The sequence below is a fragment of the Catellatospora coxensis genome, assembly GCF_016862635.1.
In the GTDB taxonomy this organism is placed as follows: domain Bacteria; phylum Actinomycetota; class Actinomycetes; order Mycobacteriales; family Micromonosporaceae; genus Catellatospora; species Catellatospora coxensis.
In genome coordinates this window covers 57806-78895 of the sequence record NZ_BONI01000023.1, presented here as the reverse complement: position 1 = coordinate 78895, position 21090 = coordinate 57806, and the positions used below count along the sequence as shown (strand labels likewise).

The 21090-nt window shown below is 71.2% G+C and carries 18 protein-coding genes; 12 read left to right on the top strand and 6 right to left on the bottom strand.

The annotated features are described in order from the left end of the window. Positions 1-108 precede the first annotated feature (108 nt). Positions 109-951 carry a S1 family peptidase gene (locus Cco03nite_RS15715; RefSeq protein ID WP_203692830.1) on the bottom strand — a complete coding sequence of 281 codons (843 nt, stop codon included), beginning with the start codon at positions 949-951 and terminating at the stop codon, positions 109-111. A gap of 150 nt (positions 952-1101) precedes the next feature. Between Cco03nite_RS15715 and Cco03nite_RS15710 the strand changes: the two genes are divergently transcribed. Beyond that, positions 1102-1902, top strand: a complete 801-nt coding sequence (locus tag Cco03nite_RS15710) for a hypothetical protein (protein ID WP_203692829.1) — start codon at positions 1102-1104, stop codon at positions 1900-1902. A gap of 27 nt (positions 1903-1929) precedes the next feature. Here Cco03nite_RS15710 and Cco03nite_RS42860 read toward each other — a convergent pair whose 3' ends face one another. Then, positions 1930-2793: a cation:proton antiporter regulatory subunit gene (locus Cco03nite_RS42860; protein ID WP_203692828.1), complete on the bottom strand. Its 864-nt coding sequence runs from the start codon at positions 2791-2793 to the stop codon at positions 1930-1932. Beyond that, complete coding sequence (locus tag Cco03nite_RS15700; protein WP_239167403.1) at positions 2766-4064, bottom strand: ArsB/NhaD family transporter; 1299 nt, start codon at positions 4062-4064, stop codon at positions 2766-2768. Before Cco03nite_RS15700 ends, Cco03nite_RS42860 begins: the two co-directional genes overlap by 28 nt. 479 nt (positions 4065-4543) lie before the next feature. Here Cco03nite_RS15700 and Cco03nite_RS15695 point away from each other — a divergent pair, with 479 nt between their 5' ends. The 10 genes from Cco03nite_RS15695 to Cco03nite_RS15650 all read left to right on the top strand — a co-directional run bounded on the left by Cco03nite_RS15695 (position 4544) and on the right by Cco03nite_RS15650 (position 15938). Beyond that, positions 4544-5500 (top strand): sensor histidine kinase, encoded by a 957-nt coding sequence (locus Cco03nite_RS15695; protein WP_203692827.1) that lies wholly within the window; start codon positions 4544-4546, stop codon positions 5498-5500. Further along, on the top strand, positions 5497-6150 hold the full coding sequence (locus Cco03nite_RS15690) for a response regulator (RefSeq protein ID WP_203692826.1): 654 nt from the start codon (positions 5497-5499) through the stop codon (positions 6148-6150). The genes Cco03nite_RS15695 and Cco03nite_RS15690 overlap by 4 nt, the downstream gene beginning before the upstream one ends. Positions 6151-6343: 193 nt before the next feature. After that, positions 6344-9100: a cation-translocating P-type ATPase gene (locus tag Cco03nite_RS15685; protein WP_203692825.1), complete on the top strand. Its 2757-nt coding sequence runs from the start codon at positions 6344-6346 to the stop codon at positions 9098-9100. Between the two features lie 22 nt (positions 9101-9122). After that, on the top strand, positions 9123-10124 hold the full coding sequence (gene argF, locus Cco03nite_RS15680; RefSeq protein WP_203692824.1) for an ornithine carbamoyltransferase: 1002 nt from the start codon (positions 9123-9125) through the stop codon (positions 10122-10124). Between the two features lie 2 nt (positions 10125-10126). Beyond that, positions 10127-11050: a carbamate kinase gene (gene arcC / locus Cco03nite_RS15675; RefSeq protein WP_203692823.1), complete on the top strand. Its 924-nt coding sequence runs from the start codon at positions 10127-10129 to the stop codon at positions 11048-11050. Positions 11051-11053: 3 nt separating this feature from the next. Further along, the gene (locus Cco03nite_RS15670) at positions 11054-12319 is read left to right on the top strand and encodes an arginine deiminase (protein ID WP_203692822.1); all 1266 of its coding nucleotides are present in this window, start codon (positions 11054-11056) and stop codon (positions 12317-12319) included. 10 nt (positions 12320-12329) lie between these two features. Beyond that, positions 12330-12482: a hypothetical protein gene (locus Cco03nite_RS15665; RefSeq protein WP_203692821.1), complete on the top strand. Its 153-nt coding sequence runs from the start codon at positions 12330-12332 to the stop codon at positions 12480-12482. After that, positions 12475-13998, top strand: coding sequence for a Na+/H+ antiporter NhaC family protein (locus tag Cco03nite_RS15660; RefSeq protein ID WP_239167402.1), 1524 nt, complete (start codon positions 12475-12477; stop codon positions 13996-13998). The genes Cco03nite_RS15665 and Cco03nite_RS15660 overlap by 8 nt, the downstream gene beginning before the upstream one ends. Continuing rightward, the gene (locus Cco03nite_RS15655; protein ID WP_203692820.1) at positions 13979-15475 is read left to right on the top strand and encodes a YfcC family protein; all 1497 of its coding nucleotides are present in this window, start codon (positions 13979-13981) and stop codon (positions 15473-15475) included. Before Cco03nite_RS15660 ends, Cco03nite_RS15655 begins: the two co-directional genes overlap by 20 nt. A 73-nt stretch (positions 15476-15548) precedes the next feature. Then, complete coding sequence (locus Cco03nite_RS15650; protein ID WP_203692819.1) at positions 15549-15938, top strand: hypothetical protein; 390 nt, start codon at positions 15549-15551, stop codon at positions 15936-15938. Positions 15939-16004: 66 nt separating this feature from the next. Here the strand turns inward: Cco03nite_RS15650 and Cco03nite_RS15645 are convergent, their stop codons facing one another. Then, on the bottom strand, positions 16005-16376 hold the full coding sequence (locus Cco03nite_RS15645) for a hypothetical protein (RefSeq protein WP_203692818.1): 372 nt from the start codon (positions 16374-16376) through the stop codon (positions 16005-16007). Positions 16377-16708: 332 nt separating this feature from the next. On the opposite strand from Cco03nite_RS15645, the gene Cco03nite_RS15640 reads away from it, so the two are divergent. Further along, complete coding sequence (locus Cco03nite_RS15640; protein ID WP_203692817.1) at positions 16709-18598, top strand: multicopper oxidase family protein; 1890 nt, start codon at positions 16709-16711, stop codon at positions 18596-18598. 60 nt (positions 18599-18658) lie between these two features. Here Cco03nite_RS15640 and Cco03nite_RS15635 read toward each other — a convergent pair whose 3' ends face one another. Together Cco03nite_RS15635 and Cco03nite_RS15630 are read right to left on the bottom strand one after the other, a co-directional pair. Further along, complete coding sequence (locus tag Cco03nite_RS15635) at positions 18659-18922, bottom strand: hypothetical protein (RefSeq protein ID WP_203692816.1); 264 nt, start codon at positions 18920-18922, stop codon at positions 18659-18661. Between the two features lie 90 nt (positions 18923-19012). Beyond that, the gene (locus Cco03nite_RS15630; protein ID WP_203692815.1) at positions 19013-20917 is read right to left on the bottom strand and encodes a multicopper oxidase family protein; all 1905 of its coding nucleotides are present in this window, start codon (positions 20915-20917) and stop codon (positions 19013-19015) included. Positions 20918-21090: the final 173 nt, after the last annotated feature.

The window sequence follows — 21090 nt, the reverse complement described above, 5'->3', positions numbered from 1 at the left end:
ATCGAACGAAACACTTCAATCTATGAATGAAAGCTGGCATCTTTCCGGGTCTGCGGCGAGGCGTCCCCGCCCCGGCTCAGCCGGCCGGGGCGGGAACGCCTCGGCGGCTCAGGGGATGGTCAGCCCGTACGCGGCGAGGATCTCACCGATGGGCTGGTAGTAGGTCGTGCCGCCGGTGGTGCAGTTGCCGGTGCCGCCGGACAGGATGCCCAGGATGATGCCGCCGGAGGTGTAGAGCGGACCCCCGCTGTCGCCGGGCTCCGCGCAGATGTTCGTCCTGATCAGACCGGTCACGGTGCCCTCGGCGTAGTTGACGGTGGCGTTCAACGCGGTGACGACGCCGCAGCGTACGCCGGTGGTCGCGCCGCTGCGGCAGACCGCCTGGCCGACGTAGGCGCTGCCGGTCCCGTACAACTGCAGCAGGCCGGGATAGGTGTTGACGGCGCTCGGGTGGCTGAGCGTGCTCGTGTAGCGGACCAGGCCGTAGTCGTTGCTCGGGAAGCTGCTCGCCGTCCGCACGCCGATCGCGATGGTGCGGGCGCTGTTGGTCCACCAGTTCGCGGAGCTGTTCGTGCAGTGTCCCGCGGTGATCAGGTAGTAGGTGGTGCCGCGGCGCGCGTTCGCGCCCAGCGAGCAGCGTGCCGTGCTGCCGTAGATCGCGTCGCCGCCGGCCAGCAGGGTACGCAGGCGGCCGGGCTCGCGGCGCACGTCGACGCCCGCCCCGCGCAGGCCGTCGCGCAGTCGCGTGGCCTGCTGCTCGGTGACCGTGTCGTCGAGGGTGACGGTCGTGCGCCCGGTGACCGGGTCGACGGTCCAGGCGGTGCCGGGGGTCTGCGCGACGGCCGACAGCCGGATCTCGGCTGCGGGCGCGGCGACGGCGGGGGTGGCGCTCGCGGCTGTGGCCACCAGCAACGTGACGGCCGCGACGGCGAGGCGGAAAGGGCGTCTCATGGCGTCCTCCGGGGTCTGTGGACGGGGGAGGGGTACAGAATGACATCGACGCTCATCGAATTGCAACGACTGGCGGAGCCGTGCCGGCCGGCCCCGGCTTGCTGGAGATCGCTACGATCCCCGCCGGGCCGCACCAGCAAGGAGAAGACATTGAGAGCAGAAGCCGCGCGGTGGCCGCGGGTCACCGCGTTCGTGCTGGGCCTGGTCGTGGTCGCGGGCTGCGCCCTCAACAAGGGCTCGGCGCTGGCCGGCGACTTCGAGCAGGAATGGGCCGGTACGCCGGACGTCACGACGGTCGACGCGAAGGGTGACAACACGCTGCCGTTCCTCGGCTCGGCCAGCGGCACGCTGGTCGTCGCGGACGGCACGCCGGCCGAGCGGGTCACCGAGCTGGCCGACGAGCTGAGGCGCTACGTCGCCGAGCACGACGGCACGAAAGGCCGGATCACGGCGGACGGCGTCAGCTTCACCGTCGTCGCCGACGAGGCGCACACCGGCGAGGTCGTGGCGCTGTGGCGGTCACTGACCGCCGACGGCCGGGTGGTCGAAGCCGACATCGACACCGTGCCGGCCGGGGACGTCCGCTGGCGGATCGAGGTGGACGCGGTCGACGCGCCCGCGGCGATGGCGGTGTTCGACGACCTGACCGCCGACGGCGACCGGCACCGGTCGCTGTCGGCGGTCACCTCCCTGGAAGTCCGCACCGGCGCGGACGTGCGGCCGGGCCTGCACGTCGAGACCGGCGCCGACGGCCGGACCCCCGGCGAGGCGATCGCCGCGTACGAGGCGGTGCGCGCCCGTCACCCGGTCGTCGGCGCGACCCTGAAACCCGCCCGCGCGGCCGTCCGCCTGGCGCCGGGCGCGGATCTGGCCGCCGCCACCGCGCTGGCCAGGAGCGCGGCCCCGACCCTCGGCGACGGCATCGAGGTCGACATCGACCGCGGCAACTGATCAGGCCGGGACGTCGGCGGTGCGACGTCAGGTCGGGTGGCCCGTCACCGACTCGGCGGCGGCCGCCAGGTCGGCTCGGCCGCCCGCGACGACCAGGACGTCCTCGCCCTGGAGCACGACGTCGGGGCCCGGCCCGGTCAGGCTGTCGCCGTCATGGATCACGGCGAGCACGCTGACCCCGGCGGGCAGCCGCGTGACCAGCTCGCCGAGCCGCCGCCCGGCGTACGGGCCGCCGGCCGGGACCGGCAGTCCCGCCACGGTGACCGCGCCGAACTGCCCCGCGGCGGCGAGCCGGTCGACGACGCCGAGGGTGTGCAGCAGTTCGGCGACCTCGTGTGCCTGGGCCGAGGTCAGCGAAACGCCGCTGTGGGCTACCTCCGCGTGCGGCGATGGATACACCAGCAGGTCCCGGCGGCCGGACGCGTGGCAGATCACGGCCAGCCGCCGGCCGTCGACGGTGGCCAGGCTGTAGCGCATCCCGATCCCGGGCAGCGCGGAACGTTCGATGATCGTCACGTGGTCGTCTCCTGTCTGCGTGGCCGCCGTCGCGGCGCGGGTAGGGGGACCGGCGGGCCGGGCGGACCCGGCGCGGGCGGGCGGCGGTTCAGGCCCGCCGGTCCGGGTGAACGAACCGCCCATGCCGCGGTCGAGCATGCGGACCGCGGCGGCGGCCCCCAGCAGGCCGAGTGCGAGCAGTTCCCCGCTGGCGGTGGCCAGCGCGGCGGCCAGCGTGGCGACCGCCGCCGACAGGGCCGGCCAGGCCCACCGCCGCCGGGGCGACGGTGGCCGGGTTCCGTCGGCCGGCCGGGTCGGCCGGGTGAAGGGCCGGTGGTGGTCCCCGGCCGGGGAGGTGGTGTCCGTGGTCAGAAGACCGCGAAGTAGCGCAGCCATACGTACCCCCATGCGATCACGGTGGTCACCGCCGTGGTGACGATGCCGTACCTGGTGAACTGCCAGAACGAGATCGGCTGCCCGGCGCGGGCGGCGATGCCGAGCACGACGACGTTGGCGCTGGCGGCGACCGCGGTGCCGTTGCCGCCGAGGTCCGCGCCGAGGGCGAACGACCACCACAGGGCCTGCCCGGTGGCCGGGTCGGGGGTCTGCGCGACGACGTCCTCGACGATCGGGGCCATGGTCGCGACGTAGGGGATGTTGTCGAAGAACGCGCCGAGCACGGCGGAGCCGAAGATCAGCCCGGTGGCGGCGAGGAAGTGGTCGCCGCCGACGGTGTCGACCGCCCACTGCCCGATCTGGTGGATGACGCCGGTGTCGACCAGGCCGCCGACCATGACGAACAGGCCCATGAAGAACACCAGCGTCGGCCACTCGACCTCGGCCAGGTAGCGGGTGCTGTCCACGCGGGAGACCAGCACCATCAGGCCCGCGCCGAGCATCGCGATGATCGCCGGTTCGACGTGGATGACGGCGTGCAGGGTGAACCCGATGCTCACCGCCGCGAGCACGATCAGGCACCGGACCAGCAGCGGGCCGTCGGTGATCTGCGCACGGGCGTCCAGCTCGCGGACCGCGGCGAAGCGTTCCGGCCGGTACACGAACGACTTGCGGAACATCACCCGTGCCATCAGCACGAACACGGCGAACAGCACGACGGTGACCGGTGCCATGTGGACGAGGAAGTCGTTGAAGCTCAACCCCGCCCGGCTGCCGATGATGATGTTCGGCGGGTCGCCGATGAGGGTGGCCGCCCCGCCGATGTTGGAGGCGAGCGCCTCGGCGATCAGGTACGGCGCGGCGGGGATGCCGAGCTGCCGGCAGACCGAGATGGTGATCGGGGCGACGAGCATGACGGTGGTGACGTTGTCCAGGAACGGCGACGCGATGGCGGTGATCACCATCAGCAGGACCATCAGCTTGTACGGGCGGCCCTGCGAGCGCTGGGCGGCCCAGATGCCGAGGAAGTCGAAGACCCCGGTCTGCTTGATCACCCCAACGATGATCATCATGCCGAGCAGCAGGAAGATGACGTCCCAGTCGATGCCCGCGTGCGGGGAGTAGAACACGTGCGAGCCGGGCACCAGGCCCAGCAGGGTCATGAGACCGGCGGCGCCGAGCACGACGGCGACGCGGTTGATCTTCTCGGTCGCGATCAGCACGAACGCGACCGCGAAGATGGCGAGGGCGGTGACGGCCTGCAGGCTCACGGGCGACCGCCCGGCGGGCCGGTGTCGGCGTCGGCGGGGCGCAGCCCCGTCTCGGGCGGGTTGTACGAGCGGCCGTGTTCGGCGGCTGGCAGTGTCATCGTCTCTCCTCACCGGGTCACGGCGGGTTCGCCATGACGGGCTCGGCCGGGTACACCGCACCCGGCCTGCTTTCATGGTCATCTGGCCGGGCCGCGCGGGACCATGCGGTCCGACACCCATTTGCGTACGGGGGCAGCCCGCATCTGCGGCCCGCGACGGCTCGCGAACCGGTCCGTCCGGGCCGCGTCGTGCGGGCGGCCGCGCAGCCCGGAAATGGGTGCCGGCACCCATGGGCGGCGGCCGTTTCGCGCGGTTGCCTTGAGGTGCCGCGGACGCCACGGACGGGGCGGCGGTGCTGCGTGGGTGCACGCGGCCCGCCAGGGGATAGCTTCGAGATCAGGAAGGCGGGCTCGATGGGTTCCGGCGAAGGGAGGCGCACGGTGTCGCTGTTCTGGCGGATCTTCCTGCTCAACGCGGCGGTGCTGGTCGCGGCGACCATGGTGCTGCTGCTGGGGCCGGTCACCGTGTCCACGCCGGTCGTGCTCACCGAGGCCCTGGTGCTGGCGGTCGGCCTGGCGCTGATGCTCGTCGCCAACGCGGCCCTGCTGCGCGTCGGGCTGGCCCCGCTGCACCGGCTCGGCCGCGCCATGGCCACCCTGGACCTGCTGCAACCGGCCCCGCGGCCGATCGCCACCGGCCACGCGGGCATCGCCGACCTGATCCGGGCGTTCAACAACATGATCGACAGGTTGGAGGCCGAACGCGCCACCAGCACCGCCCGTGCCCTGTCCGCGCAGGAGGACGAGCGCCGCCGGGTCGCCCGCGAACTGCACGACGAGGTCGGGCAGTCGCTGACCGCCGTCCTGCTGCAGCTGGAGCAGGTGGCCCGGCATGCCCCCGCGCCGCTGAACGCCGAGCTGCGCCAGGTCCAGGAGACCACCCGGGCCGGTCTGGACGAGATCCGCCGCATCGCCCGCCGCCTGCGCCCGGGAGTGCTGGAGGAACTCGGCCTCGCCAGCGCGCTCAAGGCGCTGATCACCGAGGTCACCGGGCACACCGACCTCGCGGTCACGCACCGGCTCGGCAACGACCTGCCGGCGATGGACGACGAGACCGAGCTGGTGATCTACCGGGTGGCGCAGGAGGGACTCACCAACGCGGTGCGGCACGCCCGCGCGACCCGGGTCGAACTGTCGCTGCAACGCCGACCCGGCGAGGTGCTGCTGCGTGTCGCCGACGACGGCCGTGGGGCCGCCGACGCCCCGGAGGGCGCGGGCATCCGGGGCATGCGCGAGCGGGCCCTGCTCATCGGCGCGTCGCTGGAGGTCACCCGCAGCCCGGCGGGCGGCACCGAGGTCAGGTTGCGCGTCCCGGCTGGCGAGGCGAGCGCCGCATGACCGGACCCGCCCGCATCCTGCTCGCCGACGACCACGCGCTGGTACGCCGCGGCGTGCGCCTCATCCTCGACAGCGAACCCGACCTGACCGTGGTCGCCGAGGCCGGCGACGGCGCGGAGGCGATCGCGCTGGCCCGTGCCGAGCAGCCCGACCTGGCCATTCTCGACATCGCCATGCCGCGGCTGACCGGGTTGCAGGCCGCCCGCGAGCTGTCCCGCATCATGCCGGGCCTGCGCATTCTCATCCTGACCATGTACGACAACGAGCAGTTCTTCTTCGAGGCGCTGCGGGCCGGGGCCAACGGCTACGTGCTGAAGTCCGTGGCCGACCGCGACCTCGTCGAGGCCTGCCGGGCGGCGATGCGCGACGAGCCGTTCCTCTACCCGGGCGCGATCACCGCCCTCATCCGCGACTACCTGGACCGGGCCGCGCGGGGGCAGGACCAGCCCGCGCGGGCCATCACCGAGCGGGAGGAGGAGGTGCTCAAGCTGATCGCCGAGGGCCACTCCGCCAAGGAGATCGCCCGGTTGCTGTTCATCAGCGTCAAGACCGTCGACCGCCACCGCGCCAACCTGCTGCAGAAGCTGGGCCTGCGCGACCGGCTGGAACTGACCCGGTACGCCATCCGCGCCGGTCTGATCGAGCCGTGAACCACGGCGCTTCCGTGGGCGGTTACGGGGTGTAGTCGCCGTCGTTGGTCGTGTAGCTCTTGCGCATATCGGGCACGTGTTATGGCCGCCGGAAATATAGTGTTTCGCATCGGTGCGTCGCTTACGCCCTTCCGGCCCGGTATATCGGTGCTTGCTGTGCCTGGGCGGCCATGTCGTCAGGAAGCGAGCGACCATGGACGGGGACGGGGAGGCCGGGAAAAGCAGCGCCACGCCGTGGTACGGGCGCAGCGCCGCCGACGTCGCCCAGGCGTTCGAGGTGCAGCCCGAACGCGGGCTGACCGCCGCGGAGGCCGCCGAGCGGCTGGCGAAGCACGGCCCGAACCGGCTGACCGGCGGCAAGAAGGAGTCCGCGTTCGCGGCGTTCGTGCGCCAGTACCGCGACTTCATGCAGATCGTGCTGCTGACCGCCGCGGTGGTGAACCAGCTCGTCACCCGCGAGTGGGGCACCACCCTGGTGCTGGTCGGCCTCACCGTGTTCAACGCGGTCGTCGGCCTGCGCCAGGAGGCCAAGGCCGAGGAGAGCGTGCGGGCGCTGGCCCAGATGCTCAAGACCGTGGCCCGGGTGCGCCGCGACGGGCAAGCCGTCGAGATCGACGCCGAGCAGCTGGTCCCCGGCGACATCGTGCTGATGGAGGCGGGCAACCTGGTGCCCGCCGACGGCCGGATCACGGTCGCGGCGACGCTGGAGATCGAGGAGGCGGCCCTGACCGGGGAGAGCCTGCCGGTCGCCAAGACCGCCGACCCGGTCCCCGGGACCGAGGTGCCGCTGGGGGACCGGGTCAGCGTCGCGTACATGAACACCTCGGTGACCCGGGGCCGCGGCGAGATGATCGTGACCGATACCGGCATGGGCACCGAGATCGGCCACATCGCACACCTGCTGGCCGGGACCGAGGCGGACAAGACGCCGCTGCAGAAGCAGCTCGACAGCCTCTCGAAGATCATCGCGACGATCGCGGGCATCGCGCTGGTGCTGGTCGTGCTGCTGGGCCTGGCCCGGGGCGAGTCGTTCAACACCCTGTTCATCACCGGTGTGGCGCTGGCCGTGGCCGCGATCCCGACCGGCCTGCCCGCCGTGGTCACGGCGCTGCTGTCGATCGGCACCCGGGAGATCGCCCAGCGCAACGCCATCGTCAAGCGCCTGCCCGCGGTGGAGACCCTCGGCTCGACGTCGGTGATCTGCTCCGACAAGACGGGCACGCTGACCCTGAACAAGATGACCGCCCGGGAGCTGGCGATCCCCGGCCGCAACCGGTTCACCGTCACCGGGGAGGGCTACCGGACCGAGGGCGAGATCAAGCACGTCGGCGGCGAGCGGATCGACCTTGACGCGTACCTGCTGCCGATGGTGCTGTGCGCCGACGCGGTGCTCGACGGCGACCGGCTGATCGGCGACCCGACCGAGGGCGCGCTGATCGTGCTGGGGGCCAAGGGCGGGCTGGACATCACGCAGACCCGCGCGGCGTACCCGCGGATCGCGGAGGTGCCGTTCGACTCCGACTACAAGTTCATGGCCACGTTCCACAAGATCACCGGGGACGGCGGCAAACCGGTGGTCCGCTGCTACGTCAAGGGCGCCCCGGACGTGCTGATCGCCCGCGCCTCGTCCTACCGCGAGCCCGACGGCACGATCATCGCGGTCACCGACGACAACCGGCAGCTGGCCTCCGACGCCAACGACCGCATCGCCGCCGCCGGCGAACGGGTCATGGTGGTGGCCCAGCGCGACTTCGACCCGGCCGGGTTCGACCCGTCGGCGAACCTGATCGAGCAGGTCCGGGACCTGACGCTGCTGGCGATGGTCGGCATCGTCGACCCGCCGCGCGCCGAGGCGAAGGCGGCCATCGCGGAGTGCCGCGCCGCCGGCATCCGGGTCCGGATGATCACCGGCGACCATGCGACGACCGCCGCGGCGATCGCCCAGGAGCTGGGCATCGAGGGCCGTGCGGTGACCGGCACCCAGTTCGCCGGTATGAGCGACGAGGAGCTGCTCGCCCAGCTGCCCGACATCGGGGTGATCGCCCGGGTCGCGCCGGAGGACAAGCTGCGGCTGGTGCGGCTGCTCAAGACCAGCGGCAACATCGTGGCGATGACCGGCGACGGCGTCAACGACGCCCCGGCGCTCAAGGCCGCCGACATCGGCGTGGCGATGGGCATCACCGGCACGGAGGTCTCCAAGGAGGCCGCCGTCATGATCCTCACCGACGACAACTTCGCCACCATCGTCAAGGCCGTCGAGTACGGCCGCGGCCTCTACGACAACCTGCTCAAGTACCTGCGGTTCCAGATGTCGACCCTGGTCGCCTACATCGCGATCTTCCTGTGCGCGGGCGTCCTGAACATCGCCGGCGGGCAGCCGCTGAACCCGCTGCAGATCCTGTGGCTGAACATGGTCATCGACATCCCGATCGCGATCGCCCTGGGCTTCGACCAGCCGACGTCGGGGCTGATGCGGCGCGCGCCGCGCCCGGTCGGCGCACCGGTGCTGTCCAGGGCCAACTGGGTGCGGCTGTGCGTGCAGGGCGCGGTGATGACGGTCGGGTCGCTGGCGGCGTACCAGCTCGGGCATGCGCACGGCGGGCCGGTGCTCGGGGCGACCATGCTGCTGACCACGCTGTCGCTGTTCCACCTGGTCGGCGGGCTGCTGTCCCGGGACCAGGTCGACACGGTCTTCGACCGGGACGCGATCCCCGGCATCGCCCAGCTGCGCCGGTACGGCTTCGCGCTGCTGGCCATCCTCGCGGTCACCCTGCTCGACCCGCTGGAGCGCATCTTCGGCACCACCGGGCTCAACCTCAACCAGTGGCTGATCTGCATCGGGCTCGCGCTGACCCTGCTCGTGGTGGAGGAGCTGATCAAGGTGGTGCTGCGCCGGCGCGCCCGCCAGAGCCTGCCGCTGCTCGTCGAACCGGTCCCGGCGCCGGCCTGACCCCGCCAGGAGGAATCCCGTCATGGCCTTCAACCTTCGTAACCGCAGCTTCCTCAAGGAGCTCGACTTCACCCCGGCGGAGCTGCAGTACCTGCTGCAGCTGTCGGCCGAGCTGAAGGCCGCCAAACGCGGCGGCTACGAGCAGCCCCGGCTGCGCGGCCGGGAGATCGCGCTGATCTTCGAGAAGACCTCGACCCGCACCCGCACCGCGTTCGAGACCGCCGCCCACGACCAGGGCGCGCAGGTCACCTACCTGGACCCGACCGGCTCGCAGATCGGCCACAAGGAGTCGATGAAGGACACCGCCCGGGTGCTCGGGCGCACCTTCGACGCCATCGAGTACCGCGGCTCGGCGCAGCAGCAGGTGGAGACGCTGGCGGCATACGCCGGCGTGCCGGTCTACAACGGCCTGACCGACGAGTTCCACCCCACCCAGATCCTGGCCGACATGCTCACCATGTCCGAGCACAGCGACAAGCCGCTGCACGACGTGGCGTTCTGCTACCTCGGCGACGCCCGCAACAACATGGGCAACTCGCTGATGGTCGGCGGCTGCAAGTTCGGCATGGACGTGCGGCTGTGCGCGCCCGAGCACCTGTGGCCGCGCGAGGACCTCGTCAAGACCTGCCACGAGATCGCCGCCGAGACCGGCGCGCGGCTCACCCTGACCGCCGACCTCGACGAGGGCGTACGCGGCGTCGACTACCTCTACACCGACGTGTGGGTGTCGATGGGGGAGGACCCGTCCGTGTGGGCCGAGCGCATCGAGCTGCTCAAGCCGTACCAGGTGAACATGGACCTGATCGGCCGGACCGGCAACCCGCGGGTGCGCTTCATGCACTGCCTGCCGGCGTTCCACAACCGCGACACCAAGGTCGGCGAGCAGATCTTCCAGCAGTTCGGCCTGGACGCCCTGGAAGTGACCGACGAGGTGTTCGAATCGCCGCACTCGATCGTGTTCGACCAGGCCGAGAACCGCCTGCACACGATCAAGGCGGTGCTCGTGGCCACGATCGGGGACTGACCATGCGGATCGTGGTGGCCCTGGGCGGCAACGCGCTGCTGCGCCGGGGCGAGCCGATGACCGCCCAGGCGCAGCGGGCCAACGTGCGTACCGCCGCGCCGATGCTGGCCGCGCTCGCCCGCGAGCACGAGCTCGTGCTCACCCACGGCAACGGCCCGCAGGTCGGGCTGCTGGCGCTGCAGGGCGCCGCCTACCCCGGCGCGGAGCCCTTCCCGCTGGACGTGCTCGGCGCGCAGACCGAAGGCATGATCGGGTACGTCATCGAGCAGGAGCTGGGCAACCTGCTGCCCGAGGCCGCCGCGCTGGCCACCATCCTCACCATGATCGAGGTGGACCAGGCGGATCCCGCGTTCGCCGACCCGAGCAAGTTCGTCGGCCCCGTCTACGACCGAGAGCAGGCCGAACAGCTCGCATCGGACAAGGGCTGGACGGTCAAACCCGACGGCGACCAGTGGCGGCGCGTGGTGCCCTCTCCGGAACCGAAGCGGATCTTCGAGATCCGGCCGATCCGCTGGCTCATCGAACGCGGCGTCGTGGTCATCTGCGGCGGGGGTGGGGGCGTGCCGACCATGTACGAACCGGGCACCCGCACCCTGACCGGCGTCGAAGCCGTCATCGACAAGGACTTCGCCGGTGAGCTGCTGGCCCGCGAGGTCGACGCCGACGTGTTCGTCATGGCCACCGACGTCGACGCCGTGTACCTCGACTGGGGTACCGACCGGCAACGTGCCCTCGGCCAGGTCGCGCCGGAAGAGCTGACCGGGCAGGCGTTCGCCGCCGGGTCGATGGGCCCAAAGGTCGCCGCCGCCGTGCGGTTCGTGCAGCACACGGGCAGGCGCGCCGCGATCGGCAGCCTGGCGCAGATCGAGGACGTCGTGCACGGCGCGGCGGGCACCCAGGTGGTCGCCGCAGAGGGAACGGGGTGAGTCATGGCGGAGTTCGGGGTCCACTCGGAGGTCGGCACGCTGCGCAAGGTCATGGTGCACCGGCCTGACCTGAGCCTGCGGCGGCTGACCCCGTCCAACCACGACGACCTGCTGTTCGACGACGTGCTGTGGGTCGAGCGGGCCCAGTACGAGCACGACCAGTTCGTCGCCCGGATGCGCGAACGCGGCGTGGAGGTCTTCCACCTCCAGGAACTGCTCGGGCAGGCGCTGGCCGCCAGCGAGCCGGCCCGGCAGCGGATGATCGAGCTTTCGGCGTCGGAGTACACCGTCGGCCTGTCCCTGGTCGACGCGGTCCGGCAGGCGCTGGAGGCGCTGCCGCCGCAGGAGCTGGCCCGCCACCTCATCGGCGGCCTGACCGTCGCCGAGGCGCAGCTCGACCTCGGCCGCTACCGGGCCACCTCGCTGCCGGCCGCCGCCGCGCAGGACGACAGCGCGTTCGTGCTGCCGCCGCTGCCCAACACGCTGTTCACCCGCGACTCGTCGTGCTGGATCTACGGCGGCGTCTCGGTCAACCCGATGTACTGGCCCGCCCGGCGGCCCGAGGCCTACAACGTCGCCGCGATCTACCGGGCGCACCCGATGTTCGCCGAGGCCAGGTTCGACTACTGGTATCCGGAACTGGGCGACGACGGCCGGTTCAACGTCGTCGACTTCGGCCGGTCCACCCTCGAAGGCGGTGACGTGCAGCCGATCGGCAACGGCACCGTGCTGATCGGCATGAGCGAGCGGACCCAGGCCCGCATGATCGAGCAGCTGGCGCGGGCGCTGTTCACCCGCGGCGCGGCCGAGCGGGTCATCGCCGTGGTGATGAGCAAGGACCGCGCGCACATGCACCTGGACACGGTGATGACGATGCTCGACCGCGACGCGGTCACCGTCTACCCGAAGGTCGTCGAGAACGTGCGCGCGATCAGCCTGCGCCCCGGCCGCACCGACGGCGCGCCGTTCCACGTCACGCAGGAGCCCGACCTGCTGACGGCCATGGCTGACGCGCTCGGCGTCGGCCGGCTGCGGGTCGTGGAGACCGGCGGCGACGCCTACCAGCAGGAACGCGAGCAGTGGGACGACGGCAACAACGTGGTGGCCCTGTCGCCGGGCGTGGTCGTCGCGTACGAGCGCAACGAGCACACCATCGCCAAGATGCGCGCCTTCGGCATCGAGGTCGTCACCATCGAGGGCTTCGAACTCGGCAAGGGCCGCGGCGGCGGGCACTGCATGACCTGCCCGCTGCTGCGCGACCCGCTGTAGGCGGCGGGAGATGCCCGACTTCCGGCGCGTGCTGCTGGTCATCGTCGCCGTCCTGGCGATCTTCATGCTGCTCGCGTACGCCCGCGGCATCGCCCACCACCACGGCCCGCAGATCGACGGCAGCCTGGCCCCGCCCGCCGCCACGGACGTCCGCGATGGCTGACCAGCCTTCCCGGCAGCCGCCCCGCGCGCCGACGCTGCTCGACGCGCTCGCCCCGGTCGTCGTCCTCATCGCGCTGCTGGCCACCACCATCGCCCTGTTCGGCACCGCCGCCACCGACGGCCCACTGCAGGTCGCGCTGCTACTGGCCGCCGCGTTCGCGAGCCTCGTCGCGTTCAAGAACGGCCACACCGTCGCGTCCGTCGCCGACGCCGCCGTCGGCGGGGTCACCTCCGCGCTCGGGGCCGTGTTCATCCTGCTCGCGGTCGGCGCGCTGATCGGCACCTGGAACATGGCCGGCACCATCCCGACCGTCGTCGACTACGGCATCCGGCTGGTCAGCCCGGCCTGGTTCTTCTTTACCGCCACGCTGGTCTGCGCGCTGGTCGGCATGGTCACCGGCAGTTCCTGGACGACCGCCGGCACGCTCGGCGTCGCGTTCGTCGGCATGGCCACGGTGATGGGGCTGTCCACGGCCGCGGCGGCCGGGGCGGTGATCTGCGGGGCGTACTTCGGCGACAAGATGACGCCGCTGTCGGAGACCACGATCCTGGTCCCGAAACTCGTCGGCCGCGGCCTGACGGTGGGCGAGCACATCCGCAACATGGCCTGGACCGCCGTGCCCGCCCTCGGCGTCAGCCTCGTTCTCTTCCTCATCATCGGGCTGCGGACCCGGCCGGAGACGGCGGCCAGCACCGCCGCCGCCGAGGAAGCCCTGGAGCGCGCCTACAACGTCTCCGTGGTCTGCCTGCTCCCGCTGGTGCTGCTGGTCTGGTTCGCGGCCCGCCGCGTGCCGCCGTTCCTGGCCATCCTCGGCTCGGCGCTGTTCGCCGGGCTGCTCGCCCCGTTCACCCAGCCCGCCGCGGTGCGCGCCTTCGTCGACGATCCGTCGCTGGGCCCGGTCGCCACCGCCGCCAAGGCGATCTTCGAGGCGATGGCCATCGGGTTCGTCAGCAACACCGGTGCGCCCAAGGTCGACCAGCTGTTCTCCCGCGGCGGCATGGCGAGCATGCTCACCACGGTCTGGTTGATCCTCGGCGCGCTGTCGTTCGCCGCGATCATGGAACATGCCGGGTTCCTGCAGCGCCTGCTCGCTCCGATCGTGGCCCGCGCCCGCAGCCGGGGTGCGCTGATCATGTCGGTCAACGCCAGCGGCGTCGGCCTCAACGCCATCGCCGGCGACCAGTACGTCGCCGACGTGCTGCCCGCGCGCATGTTCCGCGACGAGTTCGCCCGCCGCGGCCTGGCTCCGCAGGTGCTGTCCCGGGCGGTGGAGGACTCGGGCACCGTCACCTCCGTGCTGGTGCCGTGGAACACCTGCGGCGCGTACATCTCCGGGGTGCTCGGCGTGCCGACGGTCGCGTACCTGCCGTACTGCTTCTTCAACATCCTCAGCCCGCTGCTCGACATCGCCTACGGCTACCTCGGCTTCAAGACCCCGGGCGTGCCACCCGAGCCCGTGCCCACCGCGGGCCAGCCGGCACCGACAGGAGGCGGCCATGACGGCCCAGACGACTGAGCCGGCCACCCCGGCGGGCCGGCGGCGCTTCACCCTGCCCTCGGCGTACACCATCCTGTTCGCCCTGATCGTGCTGATGGCGATCGCGACCTGGCTGGTGCCCGCCGGAAGCTACGAGCTCGACGCCGACGGCAACCCGGTGCCCGGCACCTACCACGAGGTGCCCGCCAGCCCGCAGCGGATCATCATCGACTCGCTGACCGCGCCGATCAACGGCCTCTACGGCATCGAGGACGCCGCCGGGAAGATCAGCTACTACAACACGGGCGTGCTGTTCGGGGCCATCGACGTCGCGCTGTTCATCATCGTCATCGGCGGCTTCCTCGGCGTCACCATGCGCACCGGCGCCATCCAGGCCGGCATCGGGCGGCTCGTGCAGCGCCTGCACGGCCGCGAGCGCTGGATGATCCCGATCCTGATGAGCGTCTTCGCCCTCGGCGGCACCACCTTCGGCATGGCCGAGGAGAGCCTGGCCTTCTACAGCCTCGTCATCGCGGTGCTCGTCGCGGCCGGCTACGACACCCTGACCGGCGCGGCCGTGCTGCTGCTGGGCTGCGGCATCGGCGTGCTCGGCTCCACCATCAACCCGTTCGCCACCGGCATCGCGTCCGGGTTCGCGGGCATCCCGATCAGCCAGGGCTTCCTGCTGCGGCTGATCATCCTGCTGGTGTGCCTCGCGGCCGGCATCACCTTCGTCATGCGCTATGCCGCCAGGGTCAAACGCGATCCGGCGGCCTCGGCCGTGTACGACATGAAGGCCGACAACGACGCCCACTTCCACCTGTCCGACGAGGCGTCGTCCGCCGCGCTGACCGGCCGCCACAAGCTGATCCTGTCGGTGTTCGGGCTGGCCTTCGTCGTGATGATGTACGGCGTCATCCCGTGGTCCGACCTCGGCATTCCGCTGCCCACCCTGTGGTGGTGGTTCCCGGAGATGACCGCCTCGTTCCTGCTGTTCGCGATCCTCATCGGCCTGCTGGGCCGGATGCGCGAGGGCGAGCTGACCGAGGCGTTCGTCGACGGCGGCCGCGACCTGCTGGGCGTCGCGCTCATCATCGGCATCGCCCGCGGCATCACAGTGATCATGAACAACGGCCAGATCACCGACACCGTGCTGCACTGGGCCGAACTGGCCCTCGGCGACGTCGGCGCGGCCGCGTTCTCGATCGTCATGTACGCCTTGTTCCTGCCGCTGTCGTTCCTCATCCCGTCGTCGTCGGGCCTGGCCACCGTCGCCATGCCGATCATGGCGCCGCTCGCGTCGTTCCTCGGCGTGCCGCAGGACCTGGTCGTCACCGCCTACCAGAGCGCCTCCGGCCTGATGAACCTGTTCATCCCGACGTCGGCGGTCGTCATGGGCGGCCTGGCCATCGCCCGGGTGCCCTACGGCCGTTACCTGCGCTGGGTGTGGCCCCTGCTGGCGATCCTGGCCGGGGTCACCGTCGTCCTGCTCGGCCTCGCCGCGCTGCTGCTCTGACCGCCGCGCGTCCTTGTCCGGTTCGGAAAACGCCTGGTCGCAGCGTCGAGGTGGCCGCGTCGTTGAGCACGACATGACCATCACGCAGCAGATCGCAGCGCAGCGGCTTCCCGACCTCGACCAGTACCGGCTGCACCGCACCGCCGAGGAGGCCGAGCTGGACGGCGTCGCCGTGCCGGAGCTGGCGGCCCGCTTCTACCGGTGCGGCCTGCCGGACGGGCGGCTGGCCAGCGTCGGCCACTACACGCTGGCGGGCCGGGACCTGCTGATGGCCTGGGGTTACGTCGACGAGAAGCACTGCCGGTCGCACACCCTGTCGTCCGCGGACGAGGGCTGGGGTCCGGTGGTGGACGGCTGCCCCGACGTCGAATTCGTCCGCGACGCCGACCGGGTGGTCGGGCTGCGGGTGCGGGCCGCCGACGGATCGTGGACGGATCACCCGACTGCGGCCCGCAGGCCGTGAAGGCCGGCGGGCCGCCGGGCGCTGCCCGGGGGAAGGAGAGCAGCGCGGGGGGAGTAGCCGGGACGGCTACTCGGTGACCGTGGCCGCTTCGGCCGCGGTGGCCGCGGCGTGGCGGCGGACCAGCCACAGTGACGTGCCGGTCAGTGCCAGCGCGGCCACGAGCAGCGCCGCGTGCAGGGCCGGGTTGAGGATCGGGACGAACGCGATGATCGCGACCGGCAGCTGAACGAGCGCGATCAGGGCGAGCATCCGGCCGCGGTGCTGGGAGCCCCACGTGAACGCCGTCGCGATCGGCGACAGCACGACGGCCAGGGTGAGCACGTCCAGGATGGTGTGCGCCCAGGGGTTGACGACCCTGTTGTGGGCGAACGCGTAGGCGGGTGAGGCGACGAGCACCAGCCCCATGGTCAGGGCGGCGGTGGTGAGCAGGCGACGCATGGTGACCTCCAGCGCTACGGGCAGGTCTGATTACCTTCCGTCACTCCACGGTAGGCCCGATGTGTCCGCCATCGGTAGAGCAGTCACATGAGTGAATAATGCCTGGTAGGTGGTTATCTGCTATGTGGCGGACAGCCGTGTGTGCGGTGGTCAGGTGGCACGCCGGGCCTCGGCGCGGGACGCGCAGGTGAATGCGTTTTCCGGGCAAATGCCGCGTGGCGCGGCCAAAACTGCAGGTCAGCGGCTCGTAGGGTCGCAGGAGCGCCAGCCGTGGCTCGTGGGGCGAACTGCCACGCCGCTGGATGTGCCGATGCGAGCGAAAGTTGGATCAGATGGTCGGGCGTAGACAGTTGCTCATGGCCGGTGCGGCCGGAGGCGTGGCGTTGCTGCCAGGGGCTCGGGCGTATGCGTCGCCCGGCCACGGGGGGCACGGGACAGGGTCCACCACGGACACCCCGATCCCACACACCCCGCCGCTGGCGAAGTTCGTCGACCCGCTGCCCATTCCGCTGGCAGCCGTCCCCGATCACGAGGCTTATCCGGGGGCCGACTACTACGAGTACACGATGCGGCAGGGCAGGTGGAGCTTCCACCGGGATCTCGGGCCGGCGACCGTGTGGGGCTACTGGGCGAAGGACCCGCGCCATCCCGGAAAGCCGATCGGCATGGGCTACCTCGGACCGACCATCACCGTGCAGAAGGACCACCCGACGGTCGTCAAGTACCGCAACAAGCTGCCGACCACCCACCTGTTCCAGGAGGTGATCGACGCCATCCGCGACGGAAAGCCCGTGGTGGCGCCGATGCCTCCGCCGCCCTACCACGCCCACAAGCCCTTCCCCGACGACGTCAACGTGTGGAACGTCGTGCACCACCACGGCGGGTTCACCGCACCGCAGTCCGACGGCATGCCGCACCAGTCGTTCAGCCCGGACGGCATCCACGCGGACGGCTACACCACCCTGGAACCGCACCGGGTCAAGCGCAACGAGGCGATCTACGGCTACACCAACCACGAACGCGCGGCCCTGCTCTGGTATCACGACCACGGCATGGGCATGACCAGCGTCAACTGCTATGCGGGCCTGGCCGGGCTCTACATCATCCGCGACCGCGAGGAGGCGAAGCTCGACCTGCCCCGGGGCGAGTACGAGATCCCGCTCATCCTGCAGGACCGGACCTTCCTCGCCGACGGCTCGCTCGCGTACACCATGATGCAGCAGGAGGGCGAGGACACCCCGGTCGTCAACGGCAAGGCGTTCCCCTTCCTGGCCGTCGAGCAGCGGCGTTACCGGTTGCGGGTGCTCAACGCCTCGAACGAGCGCTTCTGGCGGCTGCGGTTCGACGTCTACCCCACCGACGTGATGCCCCAGCCCGAGCTGCCGTTCTGGCTGATCGGCACCGACAGCGGCCAGCGCGCCCCGCTGCGGATGCTGAGCTTCCTGATCGGACCGGCCGAGCGGTACGACCTGATCATCGACTTCACCGGGCTGCCCGTGAACACGACGGTCACCATGCGCAACTTCAACGCGCCGGTGCACTTCCCCGGCGTGCCGGGCGAAGGACCGGAGATCACCGAGGTCATGCAGTTCAAGGTCACGAAACAGCTGTCGGGCCGGGACGGGACCGCGCCGCCGGACCGGCTCGGGCTCAAGGTGAACCCGCCGGTGGAGCCGACCCGGCACACCCGCCGGCGGCAGTGGGTCATCTACCAGCACGTGCTGTTCCGGACCATGACGCTCAACGCGATCCCGTTCATGGAGCCGTCCGAGGACTTCGTCAAGGCGGGCTCGACCGAGATCTGGGAGTACATCAACCCGAACCACGACGCCCACCCGATGCACGTCCACCTCGTCAACTTCCAGGTGCTCAACCGGCAGCCGATCGACGCGGCCGGCTACCAGGCCCAGTACGACAAGTGGGTCTTCGGCGGGCGCAAGAAGGAGGACTTCCCGGACGTGGCGGACTACTTCACCGGCCCGCCCATCCCGCCGGAACCGGACGAGGCGGGGTCCAACAAGGACGTCGTCAAGGCCTATTCGGAGATGGTCACCCGGATCATCATCCCGGACATCCACCCGCCGACGCGGGACATCGCGTCGATCCCGGACAGCGGCGCGCAACTCCCGGCGACGTACATCCACCACTGCCACATCTTCGAGCACGAGGACGACGACCTGATGCGCCCATGGACGATCGTCAAGGGCGGCCACCACGGCTGACCGGCGGTCCGGCGGCACCCGCGTCCAGGTGCGGGTGCCGCCTGCTGTCTCCGACGGGGATCAGGCCCGGCAGGTGAAGGTGGCCCGGGCGGTGCCGCTGTTGGAGCCGGTGTCCCAGTCCGCGCGCACCGTGTGGCGGGTCCCGGGCACGCACGGGCCGCTGGGCCAGCCGACCTGCACACCGTCGACGTACCACGCCGAGACGTAGTAGCCGGGCTGGATGTCGCAGTCGTACCAGCTCGCGTGCGATTCGCACTCGACGAGGGAGACCGCCTGGGCCGGGCTCGCGGTCACGGCCGTGACCAGCGGGACCAAGAGCGCCACTGCCGAAGCTGCAAGATACCTACGAATGTTCATGGCGAGATCGTAACTATTCTTCAGGCAGTCACCATCGTCCATATGGTCAGCCCGCGCTCAGCCCACCCGGAACGGCCGCATCATGTCGTTGTCCTCGTGTTCGAGCAGGTGGCAGTGCCACACGTAGCGGCCGGCCAGGTCGAAGACCGCCTTCACCCGGGTGATCTCGCCCGGGAAGGTGAGCACGGTGTCCTTCAGCCCGCGGTCGCCGGCCCGGGGCGGCTGGTGGCCGTCCTTGCCCCGGCCGAGGACCTCGAACTGCACCACGTGCAGGTGTACCGGGTGCACGTGCGCGCTCCAGTTGTGCAGCTCCCAGACCTCCGTGGCGTGCAGCGCCGGCTGCTCGGTGATCGGGTCGTGCCAGTGCTTCGGCACGGCCTGCCCGTGCTCGTCGATGGTGCAGAGCATCATCTTGACCGAGTGGTCGTTCCCGAGCTGCTCGTCCAGGGCCAGCCGCCGGGTCTTGTCCGCCCGGCCCAGCGGCCGGGTCCGGGGCAGGTCCAGCTCCTCGGGCGGCACGCTGCGGTCCTTGCCGGTCAGCCGCCCGACGGTGAACTTCATGATCTGGCCGGTGGTGGCCGGGTGCGACGGGTCGAAGTCGTCGCCGCAGAGCTTGTCCGGCCCCTCGTTGATCAGATACAGCTCGGTGCCCTCGCGCAGCCCGGTGAAGTCGACGATGACGTCGGCGCGCTCCGCGGGGCCCAGCAGCAGCTGCCGCTGCGACACCGGCTCGGGCAGGAAGCCGCCGTCGTTGCCGATCTGCCAGAGGGGCAGTGCCGGCGGCGCGGGCCGGTGCGCCAGCGGATCGGTCACGATCTTCATGATCAGTACCCGGCTGTTGCAGCCGTTGAGCAGGCGCAGCCGGTAGCGGCGCGGTTCGACCTCCAGTACCGGCCAGGTGCTGCCGTTGACCGTCATCGTGTCGGCGAGGAACGCCGGGTTCCAGATCGGCGGGAACGGTCCGTCCGGAATGTACGGTCCCGCGCTGTCGGTGAAGGCGCGGCTGTCCGGGTAGAACAGCGAGCCGTCCTTGTTGAAGGAGCGGTCCTGCACCATGAGCGGGATCTCGTAGTAACGGGTGCCGGGCCGGTCGCCGGGTCTGGGCGCGGGCCCCGGGAGCACGCCCGGCGGCAGGTCGGCGTCGCCGCCGCGCAGCAGGTAGAAGCCGGACAGGCCGGCGTACACGTTGACGCGGGTCATGCCGAGGGCGTGGTCGTGATACCAGAGCGTCGCCGCGCGCTGGTCGTTGCCGTAGTGGAAGGTCGCCGAGCCCGGCTGCCAGGCGACGCCGTGGCGCCGGGCGAACTCCGCGCCGAACTCGTCGTAGAAGGTGCCGACGGTGGCGTGGCCGCCCGGGATGTTCCGGGCCTTCGGCAGGTACCAGGCCTCCGGGTAGCCGCAGCTGTCCTCCAGTGAGCGCCCGCCGTGCAGGTGCGTGACGATCGGCACCGGCCCCCGGTAGGAACCCGGGGTCGCGGTGAAGGCCGGCCGGGTGTCGCGGCCCGCGGTGCCGCCCGGCGGGTTGGCCCAGTGCAGCGTGGGGTCCACCGCCAGCAGGTGCGGGCGGAAGTCGCCGGCGGCGTCGACGAGTTCGTTGACCCAGGTGACGCGCACCGGTCGGTCCACGGTCGCCTCGATGGTGCCCGACGGGCTGCGGAAGGCGCCCGCCTTCGACACGTCGCCGTAGCCCCATACGGTCGTGCGGGGCATCCCCTTGGGCAGGATCTGCTGGCGGAACTGGCGTACGCCGATCCGGTAGTGGGCCGGGCCGCGCGCCTCGTCGCGCGCGGGCGACAGGACCTGCGGCACGGTGAGCGGTGTGGCGTACTTGCGGATCCGTTTCGGATTCAGCGTGCCCGCCCGGCCCTGCTTCGCCGCCCAGGCCCAGCCGCCCTGCTGGGACAGCACCGCGGCGGCGCCGATGGCAGCCGTCGCCTGAAGAATCCGCCTGCGCTCGACCATGTCGCACACCTTCCGCCGCGGCCGCGGCGCTCCCGAGACTGTGGTGGAGCAGCCTCCCGCTCCACCGCCCGCCACCCCCGCGGACGGCGTCTGCCAGGAGGAACGAACAAGTCGACCTTGGGAAACGAGGCGGCTCGGAGGTTTCGAAAGCATTAACGAAGGTCGATCAGCGC